Origin of the sequence: Streptomyces litchfieldiae (assembly GCF_031845365.1) — a bacterium.
Taxonomy (GTDB): domain Bacteria; phylum Actinomycetota; class Actinomycetes; order Streptomycetales; family Streptomycetaceae; genus Streptomyces; species Streptomyces litchfieldiae.
The window spans coordinates 170,699-187,378 of sequence record NZ_JAVREL010000014.1 but is presented as its reverse complement, the minus strand read 5'-3'; the positions used below and the strand labels follow the sequence as shown (position 1 = coordinate 187,378).

The 16,680-nt window shown below is 74.2% G+C and carries 15 protein-coding genes and 1 pseudogene; 12 read left to right on the top strand and 4 right to left on the bottom strand.

The features are described 5' to 3' along the window. Positions 1-342 precede the first annotated feature (342 nt). Positions 343-1,425 (top strand): S1 family peptidase, encoded by a 1,083-nt coding sequence (locus RM590_RS23375; RefSeq protein ID WP_311706644.1) that lies wholly within the window; start codon positions 343-345, stop codon positions 1,423-1,425. Positions 1,426-1,495: 70 nt separating this feature from the next. Here RM590_RS23375 and RM590_RS23370 read toward each other — a convergent pair whose 3' ends face one another. Further along, entirely contained in the window at positions 1,496-2,518 is a 1,023-nt protein-coding gene (locus RM590_RS23370) for an aspartate-semialdehyde dehydrogenase (protein WP_311706643.1), read from the bottom strand. 218 nt (positions 2,519-2,736) lie between these two features. On the opposite strand from RM590_RS23370, the gene RM590_RS23365 reads away from it, so the two are divergent. The 6 genes from RM590_RS23365 to RM590_RS23340 are packed head-to-tail and all read left to right on the top strand — an operon-like array spanning position 2,737 to position 7,276. Beyond that, positions 2,737-3,039 (top strand): urease subunit gamma, encoded by a 303-nt coding sequence (locus RM590_RS23365; protein ID WP_311706642.1) that lies wholly within the window; start codon positions 2,737-2,739, stop codon positions 3,037-3,039. A 22-nt stretch (positions 3,040-3,061) separates the two neighbouring features. Then, positions 3,062-3,367 (top strand): urease subunit beta, encoded by a 306-nt coding sequence (locus tag RM590_RS23360; protein WP_311706641.1) that lies wholly within the window; start codon positions 3,062-3,064, stop codon positions 3,365-3,367. Beyond that, entirely contained in the window at positions 3,364-5,085 is a 1,722-nt protein-coding gene (locus RM590_RS23355; RefSeq protein WP_311706640.1) for an urease subunit alpha, read from the top strand. The genes RM590_RS23360 and RM590_RS23355 overlap by 4 nt, the downstream gene beginning before the upstream one ends. A gap of 27 nt (positions 5,086-5,112) precedes the next feature. Beyond that, on the top strand, positions 5,113-5,787 hold the full coding sequence (locus RM590_RS23350; protein WP_311706639.1) for an urease accessory protein UreF: 675 nt from the start codon (positions 5,113-5,115) through the stop codon (positions 5,785-5,787). 41 nt (positions 5,788-5,828) lie between these two features. Beyond that, positions 5,829-6,527 (top strand): urease accessory protein UreG, encoded by a 699-nt coding sequence (gene ureG, locus RM590_RS23345; protein WP_311706638.1) that lies wholly within the window; start codon positions 5,829-5,831, stop codon positions 6,525-6,527. Further along, complete coding sequence (locus tag RM590_RS23340) at positions 6,524-7,276, top strand: urease accessory protein UreD (protein WP_311706637.1); 753 nt, start codon at positions 6,524-6,526, stop codon at positions 7,274-7,276. Before ureG ends, RM590_RS23340 begins: the two co-directional genes overlap by 4 nt. Here the strand turns inward: RM590_RS23340 and RM590_RS23335 are convergent. Beyond that, positions 7,243-7,419 (bottom strand): annotated as a pseudogene (locus RM590_RS23335) (helix-turn-helix domain-containing protein); the annotation flags it as partial. The gene RM590_RS23340 and the pseudogene RM590_RS23335 sit on opposite strands and share 34 nt — an antisense overlap. A gap of 387 nt (positions 7,420-7,806) precedes the next feature. Between RM590_RS23335 and RM590_RS23330 the strand changes: the two are divergent. Next, positions 7,807-8,637 (top strand): phytanoyl-CoA dioxygenase family protein, encoded by an 831-nt coding sequence (locus tag RM590_RS23330; protein WP_311706636.1) that lies wholly within the window; start codon positions 7,807-7,809, stop codon positions 8,635-8,637. Between the two features lie 240 nt (positions 8,638-8,877). Here the strand turns inward: RM590_RS23330 and RM590_RS23325 are convergent, their stop codons facing one another. Then, positions 8,878-9,243, bottom strand: coding sequence for a YybH family protein (locus tag RM590_RS23325; protein ID WP_311706635.1), 366 nt, complete (start codon positions 9,241-9,243; stop codon positions 8,878-8,880). A 101-nt stretch (positions 9,244-9,344) separates the two neighbouring features. On the opposite strand from RM590_RS23325, the gene RM590_RS23320 reads away from it, so the two are divergent. Beyond that, positions 9,345-10,223, top strand: a complete 879-nt coding sequence (locus tag RM590_RS23320; RefSeq protein ID WP_311706634.1) for a LysR family transcriptional regulator — start codon at positions 9,345-9,347, stop codon at positions 10,221-10,223. Positions 10,224-10,253: 30 nt separating this feature from the next. On the opposite strand, the gene RM590_RS23315 is transcribed toward RM590_RS23320, so the two are convergent. Further along, on the bottom strand, positions 10,254-10,910 hold the full coding sequence (locus tag RM590_RS23315; protein ID WP_311706633.1) for an HAD family hydrolase: 657 nt from the start codon (positions 10,908-10,910) through the stop codon (positions 10,254-10,256). 200 nt (positions 10,911-11,110) lie between these two features. Here RM590_RS23315 and RM590_RS23310 point away from each other — a divergent pair, with 200 nt between their 5' ends. From RM590_RS23310 to RM590_RS23300, 3 genes are all read left to right on the top strand, one after another. Next, on the top strand, positions 11,111-14,557 hold the full coding sequence (locus RM590_RS23310; RefSeq protein WP_311706632.1) for a DNA polymerase III subunit alpha: 3,447 nt from the start codon (positions 11,111-11,113) through the stop codon (positions 14,555-14,557). Then, positions 14,554-15,543, top strand: coding sequence for a DNA polymerase Y family protein (locus tag RM590_RS23305; protein ID WP_311706631.1), 990 nt, complete (start codon positions 14,554-14,556; stop codon positions 15,541-15,543). The genes RM590_RS23310 and RM590_RS23305 overlap by 4 nt, the downstream gene beginning before the upstream one ends. 154 nt (positions 15,544-15,697) lie before the next feature. Continuing rightward, entirely contained in the window at positions 15,698-16,567 is an 870-nt protein-coding gene (locus tag RM590_RS23300; RefSeq protein ID WP_311706630.1) for an esterase/lipase family protein, read from the top strand. Positions 16,568-16,680: the final 113 nt, after the last annotated feature.

The window sequence follows — 16,680 nt, the reverse complement described above, 5'->3', positions numbered from 1 at the left end:
GACGCCGAGGCGCGAAGAACGGACCGTAACGACGGTTTTCAGACAGGTCTAGGCCTCACTCGGTCCGACAGCCGCCCTCACCTGTCGTCACCCCGTTCGAATCCGGTCGCCCGGCCTGTCGGCCCACGGCGGGAAAACCCGAAGTGTTCTGAACGGTTTACGCGCATTACCACACCCGGTGTGTTCGTATGTCCGGGGCAAGAACTCGGTCTTGTGTGATCCGGGTCGGGCTGGGAATACTCGCCAGCACCGCTTGGCATGGACGTGACCGATCTTGAAGCTGGCCAAGTCTGTGCTCTCTCCGGAGCCCCGCGGCTCCAACCCCCACAGGAGGAAAAGAGCGTGACACATCGACGTACCCCCTTCCGGCGTATCGCCGTGGCGGCCACCGGGCTCGCCGCGCTGCTCGCCGGATCGTTCGCCGTCGCACAGGCGAACGCCACTCCCGGCGCGGCCCCCGCGGTCGTGCCCGACGTCCTCTCCTCGGCCGAGGCCGGCGAGCTGGCCGGAACCCTGACCGGCCTGCTCGGCGGCGACGCCGCCGGCGCCTTCTACGACGCCGACTCCCGGAACCTCGTGGTGAACGTGGTGGACGAGGGCGCGGTCGCCGCCGTCCAGGAGGCGGGCGCCGAGGCCCGGGTGGTCGAGCACAGCCTGGCCGAACTGACGCAGGTCAAGGCCGACTTCGAGGAGCACTCCGTACCGGGCACCGCCTGGTCGGTCGACCCGGTGAGCAACACCGTCCGGGTCACCGTGGACAGCACGGTCACCGGCGCCGAGCTCGCCGGGGTCCGCGAGGCCGTCGAATCGTTCGACGGCCTGGCCACGCTGGAGCAGTCGGCCGGGCAGTTCCAGCCCTTCCTGGCCGGCGGCGACGCCATCTACACCTCGGGAGCCCGCTGCTCGCTCGGGTTCAACGTGTCGGTCGACGGCGCGCCCGGCTTCCTGACCGCCGGGCACTGCGGCGAGGTCGGCAGCGCCTGGTCGGACTCCTCCGGCGGCTCGGCGGTCGGCACGCTGACCGCGGGCGAGTTCCCGAACAGCGACTACGCGCTGGTGGAGTACACCGCCGACGTCGAGGCGCCCAGCGAGGTCAACCTCTACGACGGCACCACGCAGGAGATCACCGGCGCCGCGGAGGCCACGGTCGGCATGGCGGTGCAGCGCAGCGGCAGCACCACCGGACTGCACGACGGCGAGGTCACCGCGGTGGACGTCGCCGTGACGTACCCGCAGGGCACGGTCTACGGAACGATCGAGACCACGGTCTGCGCGGAGCCGGGCGACAGCGGCGGCGCGCTCTTCTCCGGCAGCGAGGCGGTCGGCCTCACCTCGGGCGGCAGCGGCGACTGCACCTCGGGCGGGACCACGTTCTTCTACCCGGTCACCGACGCCCTGGAGGCGGTCGGCGCGACTCTGCCGTAACCGGTCACCCTGGAAGGCAGATGGCTGGGGGGGGGTGGAGCGGCCGGCGGCCGCTCCACCGCCCCTTCGCTCATTCGGCGGCGACGACCTCCGCGATCTGGACGGCGTTGAGCGCGGCGCCCTTGCGGAGGTTGTCGTTGGAGACGAAGAAGGCCAGGCCGTTGTCCACCGTCTCGTCGCGGCGGATGCGGCCCACGAAGCTGGCGTCCCGACCGGCGGCCTGCAGCGGGGTGGGGATGTGGGAGAGCTCCACGCCCTCGGCGTCCGCCAGCAGCTCCTGGGCCCGCTCTGGCGGCAGCGGCCGCTCGAACCGGGCGTTGACCTGGAGGGAGTGGCCGGTGAAGACCGGGACGCGCACACAGGTGCCGGAGACCTTCAGCTCCGGGATCTCCAGGATCTTGCGGCTCTCGTTGCGGAGCTTCTGCTCCTCGTCGGTCTCGGCCAGGCCGTCCTCGACGATCGAGCCGGCCATCGGCAGCACGTTGAACGCGATGGGCCGCGCGTACAGCTCGGGCTCGGGGAAGTCCACCGCCCCGCCGTCGAAGGCCAAGCGGGCGACGTCCTGCGCGACGGCGCGGCGGACCTGCTGGTCCAGCTCGGCGACCCCGGACAGGCCGCTGCCGGACACCGCCTGGTAGGTGGCCACCACCAGGGCGGTCAGCCCGGCCTCGGCGTGCAGCGGGCGGAGCACGGGCATGGCGGCCATCGTGGTGCAGTTCGGGTTGGCGATGATCCCCTTGGGGCGGCGCGCGACGGCGTGCGGGTTCACTTCGGCGACGACCAGCGGCACCTCCGGGTCCATGCGCCACGCCGAGGAGTTGTCGATCACCACAGCGCCGGCGGCGGCGACCTTCTCGGCGAGCGCCCGGGAGGTGCCCTTTCCGGCGGAGAACAGCACGATGTCCAGCCCCGAGAAGTCGGCCGTGGCCGCGTCCTCGACCGGAATCGCGGCGTCCTGCCACGGCAGCGTGCTGCCCGCCGACCGGGCCGAGGCGAACAGCCGCAGCTCGTCGACCGGGAACTTCCGCTCGGCCAGCACCTGCCGCATCACGCCGCCGACCTGACCGGTGGCTCCGACGATCCCGATCTTCATGTGGCTCCTTACGTCCTGCGTGTTCCGTCTGTCGTGGGTGTCCCGCCCTGTCCCTACCCTGCACCGGACCGGGTGGCGACGGCCAGTTCTTTGACGCCCGTCACATTGAGTGCTGCGGTCCGCCGGATACTTCGGGATGGAAGTAACGCCGCCGTAACGAGGCCGAACTAATCTCCACCACCTGGCGGTTCGTATCCGAGACGGTGAGGTGGGAGACCGTGCAACTGACTCCGCACGAGCAGGAACGGCTGCTGATTCATGTGGCCGCCGATGTGGCCGACCGCCGCCGCGCCCGCGGGCTGCGGCTCAATCATCCCGAGGCCGTGGCGCTGATCACCGCCCACATCCTGGAGGGCGCCCGCGACGGGCGCACCGTCGCCGAGCTGATGGACTCCGGCCGCCGGGTCCTGGCCCGGGCGGATGTGATGGAGGGGGTGCCGGAGATGATCCACGACGTTCAGGTCGAGGCCACCTTCCCGGACGGCACCAAGCTGGTCACCGTTCACGAGCCCATCGCCTGAGACCCGAGAAGGGGCTTCCGCTGTGATTCCCGGAGAGATCCTGTTCGCCGAAACGCCGGTGCCGCTCAACGAGGGCGCCCCCGTCACCCGGCTCACCGTGCGCAACGTCGCCGACCGGCCCATCCAGGTCGGTTCCCACTACCACTTCGGGGAGGCCAACCCGGGCCTGGAATTCGACCGGGCGGCCGCGCGCGGCCAGCGCCTGGGCATCCCGGCGGGCACGGCCGTGCGGTTCGAGCCGGGCATCCCCGTCGAGGTGGAGCTGGTGCCGATCGGGGGCCGCCGCGTCGTTCCCGGTCTCCGTGGCGAGATCGGAGGGGAGCTGTGAGCGAGCTGGATCGCGTCCGCTACGCGGATCTGTTCGGGCCGACCACCGGGGACCGGGTGCGGCTGGCCGACACCGACCTGCTGATCGAGATCGAGGACGACCTGGCGGGCGGCCCCGGCCGGGCCGGGGACGAGGCCGTGTTCGGCGGTGGCAAGGTCATCCGGGAGTCCATGGGCCAGTCCCGGGCCACCCGCGCCGAGGGCACCCCCGACACGGTGATCACCGGCGCCGTGGTCCTGGACCACACCGGCATCGTCAAGGCGGACATCGGCATCAGGGACGGCAGGATCGTCGCGCTGGGCAAGGCGGGGAACCCGGACACCATGGACGGCGTCCACCCCGATCTCGTGATCGGCCCCGAGACCGAGATCATCGCCGGGAACGGGCGCGTCCTGACCGCCGGCGGCGTGGACGCGCACGTCCACCTGATCTCCCCGCGCATCGCCGACGAGGCGCTGGCCTCCGGGATCACCACGCTCGTCGGCGGCGGCACCGGCCCGGCCGAGGGCTCCAAGGCCACCACGGTCACCCCGGGGCCCTGGCACCTGGCCCGGATGCTGGAGGCGATGGACGGCGTTCCGGTGAACTTCGGGCTGCTCGGCAAGGGCAACACCGTCTCCCGCGACGCGATGTACAGCCAACTGCGCGGCGGCGCCGTCGGGTTCAAGATCCACGAGGACTGGGGCGCCACCCCCGCCGTCATCGACGCCTGTCTGCGCGTGTGCGACGAGACCGGCGCCCAGCTCGCCATCCACACCGACACCCTGAACGAGGCCGGATTCGTCGCCGACACCCTGGCCGCGATCGCCGGCCGGTCCATCCACGCGTACCACACGGAGGGCGCGGGCGGCGGGCACGCCCCCGACATCATCACGGTCGTCTCCGAGCCGAACGTGCTGCCCAGCTCGACCAACCCGACCCGGCCGCACACCGTCAACACCGTCGAGGAGCACCTCGACATGCTGATGGTCTGCCACCACCTCAACCCGGCCGTTCCCGAGGACCTGGCGTTCGCCGAGTCCCGGATCCGGCCCTCGACCATCGCCGCCGAGGACGTGCTGCACGACCTGGGCGCCATCTCGATCATCTCCTCCGACGCCCAGGCCATGGGCCGCGTCGGTGAGGTGATCATGCGCACCTGGCAGACCGCGCACGTGATGAAGCGCCGGCGCGGGGCGCTGCCGGGCGACGGCCCCGCGGACAACCTGCGGGCGCGCCGTTATGTCGCCAAATACACCATCAACCCGGCGCTGGCCCAGGGCCTGGGCCATCTGATCGGCTCCGTCGAGCCGGGCAAGCTGGCCGACCTGGTGCTGTGGGAGCCCGCGTTCTTCGGCGTCAAGCCGCTGCTCGTCCTCAAGGGCGGCCAGATCGCCTACGCGCAGATGGGCGACTCCAACGCTTCCATCCCGACGCCGCAGCCCGTGCTGCCGCGGCCCATGTTCGGCGCGCAGGGCCGGGCCGCCGCCGCCGGCTCGGTCAACTTCGTCACCGGCCTCGCCCTCGACGACGGCCTCCCGGACCGGCTGGGCCTGGCCAAGCCGTTCGCCGCGATCGAGGACACCCGCGCCACCACCAAGGCCGACATGCGGCTGAACGACGCCCGACCGCGGGTCACCGTGGACCCCGACAGCTTCACCGTCACCATCGACGGCGAGCCGGTCGTTCCCGAGCCCGCCGCCGAACTGCCCCTCGCCCAGCGGTACTTCCTCTTCTGATGGGCCTGATCTGATGGGCATCCTCCGATGACCGCCGCGGCGCTGCTGCTGCTCGCGGACGGCCGTTTCCCCGCCGGGGCGCACGCGCACTCCGGCGGCGCGGAGGCCGCCGTCCGCGCCGGCCGCATCACCGACCCGCCCTCGCTGGCGCGGTTCTGCCGGGGCCGCCTGCACACCACCGGCCTGGTCGCGGCGGCCCTCGCCGCCGCGGCCTGCGACGGCCACGACCCGGGCGAGCTGGACGCCGCCGCCGACGCCCGCACGCCCTCGCTCGCCCTGCGCGCCACCGCACGCAAACTCGGCCGGCAGCTCCTGCGGGCCGCCCGCGCCACCTGGCCCACGCCCGCGCTCGACGCGCTGGCCGCCGCCCACCCCCGCGGCCTGCACCAGCCGGTCGTGCTCGGCCTCGCCGCCCGCGCCGCCGGCCTGACCCCGCTCGACGCCGCCCGGGCCGCCGCCTACGACGCCGTCAGCGGACCCGCCACCGCGGTCGTCCGGCTGCTCAGCCTCGACCCGTTCGACGCCACCGCCGTTCTCGCCCGGCTCGCCCCCGACCTCGACCTGGTCGCCGACCGCGCCGCCGGGGCGGCCGCCGCCGTCCGTTCCCGGGGCACCGACGCGCTGCCCGCGGCCTCGGCCCCGCTGCTGGACATCGCCGCGGAGGCGCACGCGAGCTGGCCCGTTCGCCTCTTCGCCTCCTGAACCCCGAGTCGCCTTCCGACCCTTCCGAACCGGAGCCCGCCATGCACCTGGACCACCCCGAGACCTACCCCCAGCGGCACAGCTACAGCCACCGCCCCGACGGCACCCGCCGCGCCCTGCGCGTCGGCCTGGGCGGCCCCGTCGGCTCCGGCAAGACCGCCACCGTCGCCGCCCTGTGCCGCGACCTGCGCGCCAGGCTGTCCATCGCCGTCGTCACCAACGACATCTACACCCGCGAGGACGCCGACTTCCTGCTGCGCAACGCGGTGCTGCCCGCCGACCGCATCACCGCCGTGGAGACCGGCGCCTGCCCGCACACCGCCATCAGGGACGACATCTCAGCCAACCTGGAGGCCGTCGAGGAGCTGGAGGAGCGGACCGGCCCGCTGGACCTGATCCTCGTGGAGTCCGGCGGCGACAACCTCACCGCGACCTTCTCCACCGGCCTGGTCGACGCGCAGATCTTCGTGATCGACGTGGCGGCCGGCGACGACATCCCCCGCAAGGGCGGCCCCGGCGTCACCACCGCCGACCTGCTCGTCGTCAACAAGACCGACCTCGCCCCCTACGTCGGCTCCGACCTGGCCGCCATGGCGCGCGACGCCCGGGCCCAGCGCGGCGAGCTGCCCGTCGCGTTCACCTCGCTCACCGCCGAGGACGGCATCCGCCCGGTGGCCGACTGGGTGCTGGAGCGGCTCGCCGCCTGGACCGCCGCGCCGGCGGCCCGGGCCGGCGCGTGACCGCGGGCGTCACCGGCCACGCCCGGATCACCGCCGCCCCCGGCGGCGCGCTGCCGGTGCTGCGCGGCGGCGGCCCGCTGGCCCTGCGCCGCACCCGGGCCGCCGGGCCCTACGCGCAGGTCACGATCGTCGGCGCGATGAGCGGCCCGCTCGGCGGCGACCGGCTGCGGCTCACCGCCGAGGTGGAGCCCGGCGCCGCCCTGCGCGTCACCTCGGCCGCCGCCACCCTCGCCCTCCCCGGCCGCGCACCGGCCGGGCCCGCCACCTACGACACCGCGCTCGCCGTCGGCGAGGACGCCGAACTGCGGTGGCTGCCCGAGCCGTTGATCTCCGTCCGGGGCAGCGACCTGCGGATGACCACCCGCGTCGAACTGGCCGCCACCGCCCGCCTCGTGCTGCGCGAGCAGCAGGTGCTGGGCCGGGCGGGCGAGGAGCCGGGCAGCCTGACCGCCCGGCTCGTGGTGCGCCGCGCGGGCCGGCCGCTGCTCGACCAGGAGTTCGCCTGCGGCCCCGGCGCGCCCGGCTGGGACGGCGGCGCGGTCCTGGGCGGCCACCGCGCGCTGGGCCAGCTTCTGGTGGTGGACCCCGAACTGGCCGACAAACCCGCCGAGTCCACGCCGCTCGGCGACACCGCGGTGCTCACCCCGCTGGCCGGGCCGGCCGCGCTGGTGACCGCCGTCGCCCCCGACGCGCTGGCGCTGCGCCGGCTGCTGGATCAGGGCGCGGAGGTCCTGAACCTGTCGCGGTAGGCGCTCGGCGGCACCCCGTACCGTTCCCGGAAGATCCGGCTGAAGTGGAACGCGCTGGCGAACCCGGAGGCCGCCGCCACCCGCGCCACCGGCAGCCCGGTCACCTCCAGCAGCCGCGCCGCGTGCCGCAGCCGGTCGCCGCGCGCGTGCGGCCGGAGCCAGGCGCCCCACGCGGGCCGGGCCCGGCAGTGCACCCACCAGAACGCCCAGCGCCCGGCGCCCTCCGCCGGGGCGATAGACCGCCCGCACGAGTGGGTAAGCTGCACGCTGTGCGTTGCGAGAACCAAGCGCGTACACCGTGCCGGTCGAGAATCAAGACGGCACACCCAAACTTTGCTCAACAAACCGGGCAGGTTCCGTCCCGGCTGGTGTTGATGGAGTAAGACCTTGCAGGTCGCTGGCCTGTGGGGCTTCCTGAGCCAGGAATCCTCCTGCTTCAGTCAGCTGGGGGAGGGGTCAAAGGCATCCTCAGCGTGGTCGGTCGCGCCTAGCGTCGCAGGCGACGAGGCCGACCGAGAAGGAGTACGCGGATGACAGCCACAACGGCCACGGCGAACGCGGCGCGGGCGGACGACGACCGCGTCGCGCGCTTCCACGACGACGGTTTCCTGGTGGTGCGCGGCCTGTTCGGCGCGGCGGAAATCGAGGCGCTGCGCGGGGAGTTCATGGCCCTGCACGCGGCCGGACCGATACCCGGCCACTTCGAGCCGCGCGGCCGGGAGGGCGACGGCCCGGTGGACCCGCTGCACGCCTATCCGCGAGTGATGCACCCGCACCGGATCAACGAGCTGGCGCTGCGGTATCTGCTCGACGCGCGGCTGCGGGAGATCCTGGAGGCGCTGCTGGGGGAGGAGGTGCTGGCGGCGCAGAGCATGTTCTACTTCAAGCCGCCGGGGGCCCGGGGACAGGCGCTGCACCAGGACAACTTCTATCTGCGGGTCGAGCCCGGCACCTGTGTGGCGGCCTGGGTCGCCTGCGACGAGATCGACCGGGAGAACGGCGGGCTCGAAGTGGTGCCCGGCACCCACCGGATGGACCTGTTCTGCCCGGAGGAGGCCGATCCGGAGCTGTCGTTCGTCCGCGAGTACGTGCCGCCGCCGCCCGGGCTGACCGCGGTGCCGGTCGACATGTCGCCGGGCGACGTGCTGTTCTTCAACGGCAGCCTGGTGCACGGCTCGCAGCCGAACCGGACCGCCGACCGTTTCCGGCGCTCGTTCATCTGCCACTACGTCGGCCGCTCGGCGGAGCGGATCGGGCACTGGTACCGCACGCTGTCGATGAGCGGCGACCCGGTCCCACTGGGGGAGAGCGAGGGCGCGGGCCCCTGCGGCACGGAGTTCGCCCCGGCGGGCCCGCACTAGGGCCTGTATCGAGTTCCCGGTCGGATCAGCCCGCGGCGTCAGACGCGGTGCCCCCCCAGGCCCTTGGGGGCCTGGGAGGTACCCCCAGCAAGGCACCGGATCGCAGCTCATACCCGGCCGTATTCGCGTGATTCGGCTGGGGGCACCTCCCAGACGGAGTCTGGGGGAGCGGCGAGGTGCCGTGACTGGCGTCGCGGGCCCGGGCGGGAACTCGATACAGGCCCTAGGGCCGGCGGCCCGCTAGCGAGCCGGGGGAGCGAACTCGGGCTGGTCGAGCAGGCGCAGCCAACTGCCGTCCGGCTGGCGCCGGACCACCTGCGCCCGGGCGCCGCTGCCGTCCTTCGGCGGGGTCGAGGTGAGAGCGATGTCCCCGCTGACCAGCGTGGGCAGCGGCTCCTCCGGCTCGAAGTGGGGACGGCCCGCCAGGACCTTCTCCCACAGCGCGTGAATGGCCTCCCGCCCCACCGTCCGCTCGCCGGGCGGGTAGGCCACCACCGCGTTCTCCTCGTAGAGGGCGGCGACCCCGGCCGCGTCCCCCGCGTTGGACCGCTCGACGAACAGACGGGTGATGTCCTCCGGCCGCATGGCCTTCTCGTACTCCGGCATGGTGTCTCCCGATGTGCGCGGTGTCTGGAACACCTCCAGCCTGGCCCCGGCGAAGTCAGAAGTCCAACAGATGCTTCTGCTGGTAACTAGAATCTACGCGTATGGAACTGAGGCAGCTCGAGTACTTCGTCGCGGTCGCCGAGGAGCGGAACTTCACGCGCGCCGCCGAGCGCGTGCGCATCAGCCAGTCCGGCGTCAGCGCCCAGATACGCCAGCTCGAACGCGAGCTGGGCGCCGAGCTGTTCGACCGGTCGGCGCGGACCGCCAGGCTCACCGCCGCCGGGAAGGCCGCGCTCGAACACGCCCGCGCCGCGCTGGCCGCGGCCGGGGCGGTCGGCGAGGCGGTGGGGGAGGTGACCGGCCTGATCCGGGGCCGGCTGGCGGTCGGGATGGTCATCGGCTGTACGGTCACGCCGCTGTTCGACGCCCTCGCCGCGTTCCACCGGGCCCACCCCGGCGTGGAGTTGGCGCTGCTGGAGGACGGCTCCGACCGGCTCGTCGAGGGGGTGCGCGCCGGCGCCCTCGACCTGGCGCTCGTCGGCACCACCGCCGTTCCCGAGGGGCTGGACGCGATGACGATCATCAGCGAACGGCTCGTGGTGGCGGTCCCCGACGGCCACCCCCTGAAGGAGGCACGGCGGGTCACGCTGCGCGAGGTGGTCGCCCACCCGGTCGTCTGCATGCCGCCCGGCACCGGCCTGCGCGCGTTGTTCGACGGCGCCTGCGCGGCGCGCGGCCTGCGCCCGGCCATCGCGTTGCAGGCCGGCGCGGCGGACGCCATCGCCGACCTGGCCGTGCGGGGCCTGGGCGCGGCGATCCTCAGCGAGTCCATGGCGGCCGGCTACCGCGACCGCCTCACGGCCCGCACGATCGACGACGTGCCGGAGCGCGCCCTGCTGGCCCTGGTCTGGAAGCCGTCGCCGAGCCCCGCGGCGCGGGCCGCGCTCACCCACGCCCGCCGGGCGTTCGGCCTGCCGTGACGCCCTGGTGTCCTGGGAAGGAGGGCCGGCCTAGGAGGTCAGGAGAACGGGCAGCTTCCGCATGTCGTCGAAGACCACCGTGTCCGGGCCGGCCAGCCACGCGGCCGGGGTGAGCCCGCCCGCGTAGCCGAACGCGCGCATCCCGGCGGCCCGGGCCGCCCGGACGCCGTACTGGCTGTCCTCGATCACCGCGCAGCGCGCCGGGTCGACGCCCATCCGCGCCGCCGCGTGCAGGAACAGATCGGGCGCGGGCTTGCCGTGCGTCACCTCGGAGGCGCTGAAGATCCGGCCCGCGAAACGCTCGAACAGGCCGGTGCGGGTCAGGGTGCGGCGCATCTTGGTGTGGCTGCCGCTGGAGGCGATGCAGCCCGGGACCAGGATCGCGTCCAGCGCCTCGGCGATGCCGTCCACCGCGGTCAGCTCGGCGTCGATGGCGATGTCCAGCCGCTCCCGGTACCGCTCCCCCCACAGGGCCGCCGCCTCCTCGCCGAGCCGCTCGGCGATCTGCGCGCGGACCGCGCGCTCGGAGCGGCCGAGGAAGCGGTCGACGATCTCGTCCTCGGTGAGCGGCCAGCCCAGCTCCGCGCCGAGCTCGACACAGACGCGCAGCGCGAGCGGCTCGCTGTTCACCAGGACGCCGTCGCAGTCGAAGATGAGGAGCTCGAAGGGCTCTATGGGAGGGGCCACCCGGGCAGCCTAACCTGTCGGGCCGACGGGGGCAGGGGCGGGCGGGCACTGCCCGGGCCGTTCGTTTTCGGCCAGGCCGGGGACGTTCGCGCGAGGTGTGACCTGCTCGTTCGTCAGATTCGTACACGCGTTCGATGGCTGGTTTATGGTGGAGGCGGACAGCGACGAGGCAGGGGGGCCGGGCGTGACAGGAGGTGCGGATGTCGGGCTTCACGCATCTGCGCGTCGCCTCCGGATTCTCCGCGCGATACGGCGCCTCCCACCCCGAACGGCTGGCGGAACGGGCCGGTGAGCGGGGGATGGACGCGGTGGCGCTGACCGACCGCGACACCCTCGCGGGCGCCGTGCGCTTCGCCAAGGCGTGCCTGCGGGCCGGGGTGCGCCCGGTGTACGGCGCCGACCTGGCCGTGCCGGCGCTCGGCGAGCGGGCGGCCGGGCCCCGGCGCCGGCGGACGCCGGCGCGGGGCGGCGCCTTCACCGACGAGTCCGCGCCGCGCGTGGTCTTCCTCGCCCGGGACGGCGTGGCCGGCTGGGCGCGGCTGTGCGCGCTGGTCACCGCCGCGCACGCGGCCGGCGACGGGCGGCCCCTGCTGCCGTGGGCCGAGGCGTCCGGGGAGGGCCTGATCGTGCTGCTCGGACCGGACTCCGAACCCGGCCGGGCGCTGGCCGCCGGCCGCCCCGACCTGGCGGCCGGGCTGCTCGCCCCCTGGCGCGAACGGTTCGGCGACGCGCTGCGGCTGGAGGTCGACGCCGCCGGCTCCGCGCGCACCGCCGCCCGCACCCTGGGCCTGGCCGCCGAGCAGGGCGTCACCCCCGTGCTCACCAACGCCGTGCGCTACGCCGACCCCGGCCAGGGCCCGGTCGCCGACGTGCTGGACGCCGCGCGGCGGCTGGTGCCCATCGACCCGCGCGGCGGCCTCGACAACGGCGAACGCTGGCTGAAGGACCCGGCCGCGATGGCGGAGGCCGCGGCCCGCGTCGCCCAGGCGGCCGGCTTCGGGCGGTCCGCCGCGCACCGGCTGCTCGCCTGCACCGAGGAGACGGCGGCGGCCTGCCGGGTCGACCCCGTGCGCGATCTGGGCCTCGGCGGCGTGCACTTCCCCGAGCCGGGGCTGGTCGGCGCGGCCCGCCGCACCGCGGACCGCGTGCTGCGCTCGCGCTGCGCCGCGGGCATGGTGCTGCGCCGCCACGAGCGGGACGCGGAGCGCTGGCACCGCCTCGACGAGGAGCTGCGGGTCATCGAACGCCTCGGCTACGCCTCGTACTTCCTGACCGTCGCCCAGGTCGTGGAGGACATCAAACGGCTGGGCATCCGGGTCGCCGCCCGGGGCTCGGGCGCCGGCTCGCTGGTCAACCACCTGCTCGGCATCGCCCACGCCGACCCCGTCGAGCACGGCCTGCTGATGGAACGCTTCCTCTCCCTGCGCCGCGGCGCGCTGCCCGACATCGACATCGACGTGGAGTCCGCCCGCCGGCTGGAGGCGTACCGGGCCATCTTCGAGCGCTTCGGCGAGGAACGGGTCGCCACCGTCGCCATGCCCGAGACCTACCGGGTGCGGCACGCCGTGCGGGACGTGGGTCTCGCGCTGGGCCTGGACCCGGACGAGGTCGGGCGGCTGGCCAAGGCGTTCCCGCACATCCGGGCCCGGGACGCGCGCGCCGCGCTGGCCGAACTCCCGGAGCTGCGCGGCATCGACGCCGACGCCTATGGCGGCCCCCGGATGTGGGAGCTGGTGGAGGCGCTGGACGGGCTGCCGCGCGGCGTCGCCATGCACCCGTGCGGGGTACTGCTCTCCGACGCCTCCCTGCGGGCGCGCACCCCCGTGGTGCCCACGAGCGGCGAGGGCTTCGCGATGTCGCAGTTCGACAAGGAGGACGTGGAGGACCTGGGCCTGCTCAAGCTCGATGTGCTGGGGGTGCGGATGCAGTCCGCCATGGCGCACGCGCTGGACGAGGTCGAACGGGCCACCGGGGAACGGATCGACCTGGAGCGGATTCCGCAGGAGGACCCGGCCACCTACGCGCTGATCCGCTCGACCGAGACGCTGGGCTGCTTCCAGATCGAGTCGCCGGGACAGCGGGATCTCGTCGGCCGGCTCCAGCCGGGGACGTTCCACGACCTCGTTGTCGACATATCGCTGTTCCGGCCCGGTCCGGTGGGCGCCGACATGGTGCGGCCGTTCATCGACGCCCGGCACGGGAAACGGACGCCGCGCTACCCGCACCGGGACCTGGAGCCGGTGCTGCGCGAGACACACGGCGTGGTGATCTTCCACGAGCAGGTCATCGGCGTGCTGTCCACCATGACCGGCTGCGACCGGGCGCTGGCCGACGAGGCCCGGCGGGCGCTGTCCGACCCGGAGCGCCAGGGGCGGGTGCGCGCCTGGTTCACCGCCGAGGCCGAGCGGCGCGGCTACCCGCCGGAGGCCGTCGCCCGCACCTGGGAGATCGTGGAGGCGTTCGGCAGCTTCGGCTTCTGCAAGGCGCACGCCGTCGCCTTCGCCGTGCCGACGTACCAGTCGGCCTGGCTCAAGGCGCACCATCCGGCCGCCTTCTACGCCGGGCTGCTCGCGCACGACCCCGGCATGTACCCCAAGCGGCTGCTGCTCGCCGACGCGCGGCGGCGCGGGGTGCCGGTGCTGCCGCTGGATGTGAACCGGTCCGACGCCACTTATCGAATCGAACTGGAGTCTGAATCTGGACGGTGGGGGATCAGGCTCGCCCTCGGCGAGGTGCAGGGCATCACCGAGGAGGAGGCGCGGCGGATCGCCGACGGGCGCCCGTACGCCTCCCTCACCGACCTGCTGGGCCGCGCCGGCCCCTCCCGCCCGGTCGCCGAACGGCTGGCCCAGGTCGGTGCCCTGGACGCGTTCGGCGGCAACCGCCGCGACCTGCTGCTGCACATCGCCGAACAGCACCGGCAGCGCCGGGCCGCCGGGCGCGGCGGATCCGGCGGGCCCCAACTGCCGCTGGGCGACGGCGAGGAGGCCCCTCCCGCCGGGCTGCCCGACCTCGACCCGGACGAACGGCTCGGCGCCGAGCTCGGCGTGCTGGGCATGGAGACCTCCCGCCACCTCATGGCCGGCCACCGCGCCTTCCTCGACGAGCTCGGCGTCCTGTCCGCCCACCGGCTGCGCGAGGCCGCGCACGGGCAGACCGTGCTGGTGGCCGGGGCCAAGGCCGCCACCCAGACGCCGCCGATCCGGTCCGGCCGCCGGGTCATCTTCGTCACCCTGGACGACACCTCCGGCCTGGTCGACCTGGCCTTCTTCGAGGACAGCCACGCCGCCTGCGCCCACACCGTCTTCCACTCCTGGCTGCTGCTGGTGCGCGGCACGGTCCAGCGGCGCGGGCCGCGCACGCTGAGCGTCGTCGGCGAGGCGGCCTGGGACCTCGCCGAACTGGCCGAGCTCCGCCGCACCGGCGGCCTCGACGCGGTGGCGGAACGGCTCGCCGGGGGCGGCGACGACGACGGCGACGCCGAGAACGGTGCCGACGGGGACGAGAGCGGCGACGGTACGACGGACCGGCGCATCGAGCTGTCCACCGGCTACTCCCTGCACCCCTGGGCCGACCTGCGGCCGGCCGGCGACTCCGCCAAGAGCCCCCGCAAGCTGTGGCACGCCAGCCCGGGGAGCGCCGGATGACGGCCGGTCGGCGGGTGCTCCACATCCGCTTCCTGGGCGCCGCCGCGGTCGCCGGATACCCCGCGCTGCTGCGGCTGCTGCACGGCATCACCCCGGTCGTCCAGGCCCTGCCGCCCGACGCCGCGCTCGCCGATGTCCGGGGCGCGCTGCGCTACTTCGGGCGCGACGCCGCCCGGCTGGCCGCCCTCATCCGGGTCCGGACGCTGGCCCTGCACGGCACCGACTGCGTCATCGGCGTGGCCGCCAACCCGCTGCTGGCCCGGCTGGCCGCCGACGGGCTCGGCGGCCCCGGGGTGGCCGAGGTCCCCGACGACCCCGCCGCGGTGGCCGCGTTCCTGGCCGGCCTGCCCACCGACGCCCTGCACGGGGTCGGCCCCGCCACCGCCCGCGCCCTGTCCTCCTACGGGCTCGACACCGTCGGCCGGGTCGCCGCCGCGCCGCCCGCCACCCTCCAGCGCATCCTGGGCGCCGCCACGGCCCGCCGCGTCCACGCGCTCGCCCGGGGCGTCGACCCCACGCCCGTCACCCCGAGCGCCCCGCCCCGGTCGGCGTCCGCCGAGCACCGGTTCGGCCACGACGAGCTCGATCCCGGCACCCGCCGCCGCGCCCTGCTCACCCTCGCCGACGAACTCGGCTACCGGCTGCGCGGCGAGGGGCAGGTCGCCCGTTCCCTCACCCTCACCGTCCGCTACGCCGACCGGAGCGCCACCACCCGCGGCCGGACCCTGCCCGAACCGACCGCGCACACCCCGGCGTTGGCCGGTCTGGCCTACGCGCTGCACGACGCGCTCGGCCTCCAGCGGGCCCGGGTCCGCGCGGTCGCGCTGCGGGCCGAGGACCTGGTGGACGCGGCACACGCCGCCCGGCAGCTCTCCCTGGACCCGGCCGACGAGCGCCGCCGCCGCGCGGAGGCGGCGGCCGACCGCGCCCGCCGGCTCTTCGGCCGGAAGGCGGCCGGTCCGGCGGCGAATCTGGACGCGGCGTAACGGAGTTGTGGAGAGATCTGCACGGTCCGCCGTGTGGGCAGCCGTATTACTCGAACGTAACTTGTCGAGTAACCAGGCAGTAACTGTGGTCCGGACCACACCGAGCGATGGTGCCGCCCCCCTCTCAGGTGCGCTCAGTGAGGAGAACCACATCATGCTGTCCCGGAAACAGGCCCTGAAACGAACGCGACCCCTGTTCGCCGGCGCCGTGCTGGCCGTTCCGCTGGCCCTGGCGCCGGGTGCCGCGGCCACCGCCGCCCAGCAGCACGGCGGCTGGAACGACGCCGACTGCGTCCCCGCCCCCGAACACCCCCGTCCCGTCGTCCTGGTGCACGGCACCTTCGGGAACGCCGTGGACAACTGGCTCGGACTCGCGCCCTACTTGGCCGACCGGGGCTACTGCGTCCACTCCTTCGACTACGGGGAGCTGCCCGGGGTGCCGTTCTTCCACGGGCTGGGCCCGATGGAGGAGTCCGCGGCCGAACTCGCCGACCACGTCGACGAGGTGCTGGCGGCGAGCGGCGCCGCCGAAGTCGACGTCGTCGGCCACTCACAGGGCGGCGTGCTGCCGCGCCACTACCTCAAGCACGACCCCGAGGGTGCGGCCAAGGTGAACGCCCTGGTCGGCATCGCCCCCAACACCAACGGCACCACCCTGAGCGGCCTGACCCGGCTGCTCGACCTCTTCCCCGGCGCTGGCGATCTGCTGGACGAGCACACCCCGGCCCTGACGCAGCAGGTCGTCGGCTCGGAGTTCATGACCGAGCTGAACGCGGACGGCTATACCGTGCCCGGCGTGACCTACACGGTCATCGCCACCCGGTACGACGAGGTGGTGACCCCGTACCGCAGCCAGTTCATCAACGAGCCCGGTGTCACCAACGTCCTGCTCCAGGACCTGTGTCCGCTGGACATCTCCGAGCATCTGGCCATCGGGCTGGTCGACCGGCTGGCCTTCCACGAGGTGGCCAACGCCCTCGATCCGGCCAACGCCGAACCGACCACCTGCCGGCACTTTCTCTGACGTCACATCAAGTATTCACCCCAGCCCGGCCGTTGTATGCCCAGGTGTCCCGGCGGCCGGGCCGGGGGAGGGGCGGCCGGCTCCGGGCCCGGTTGACAAGGTTAGGTATGCCT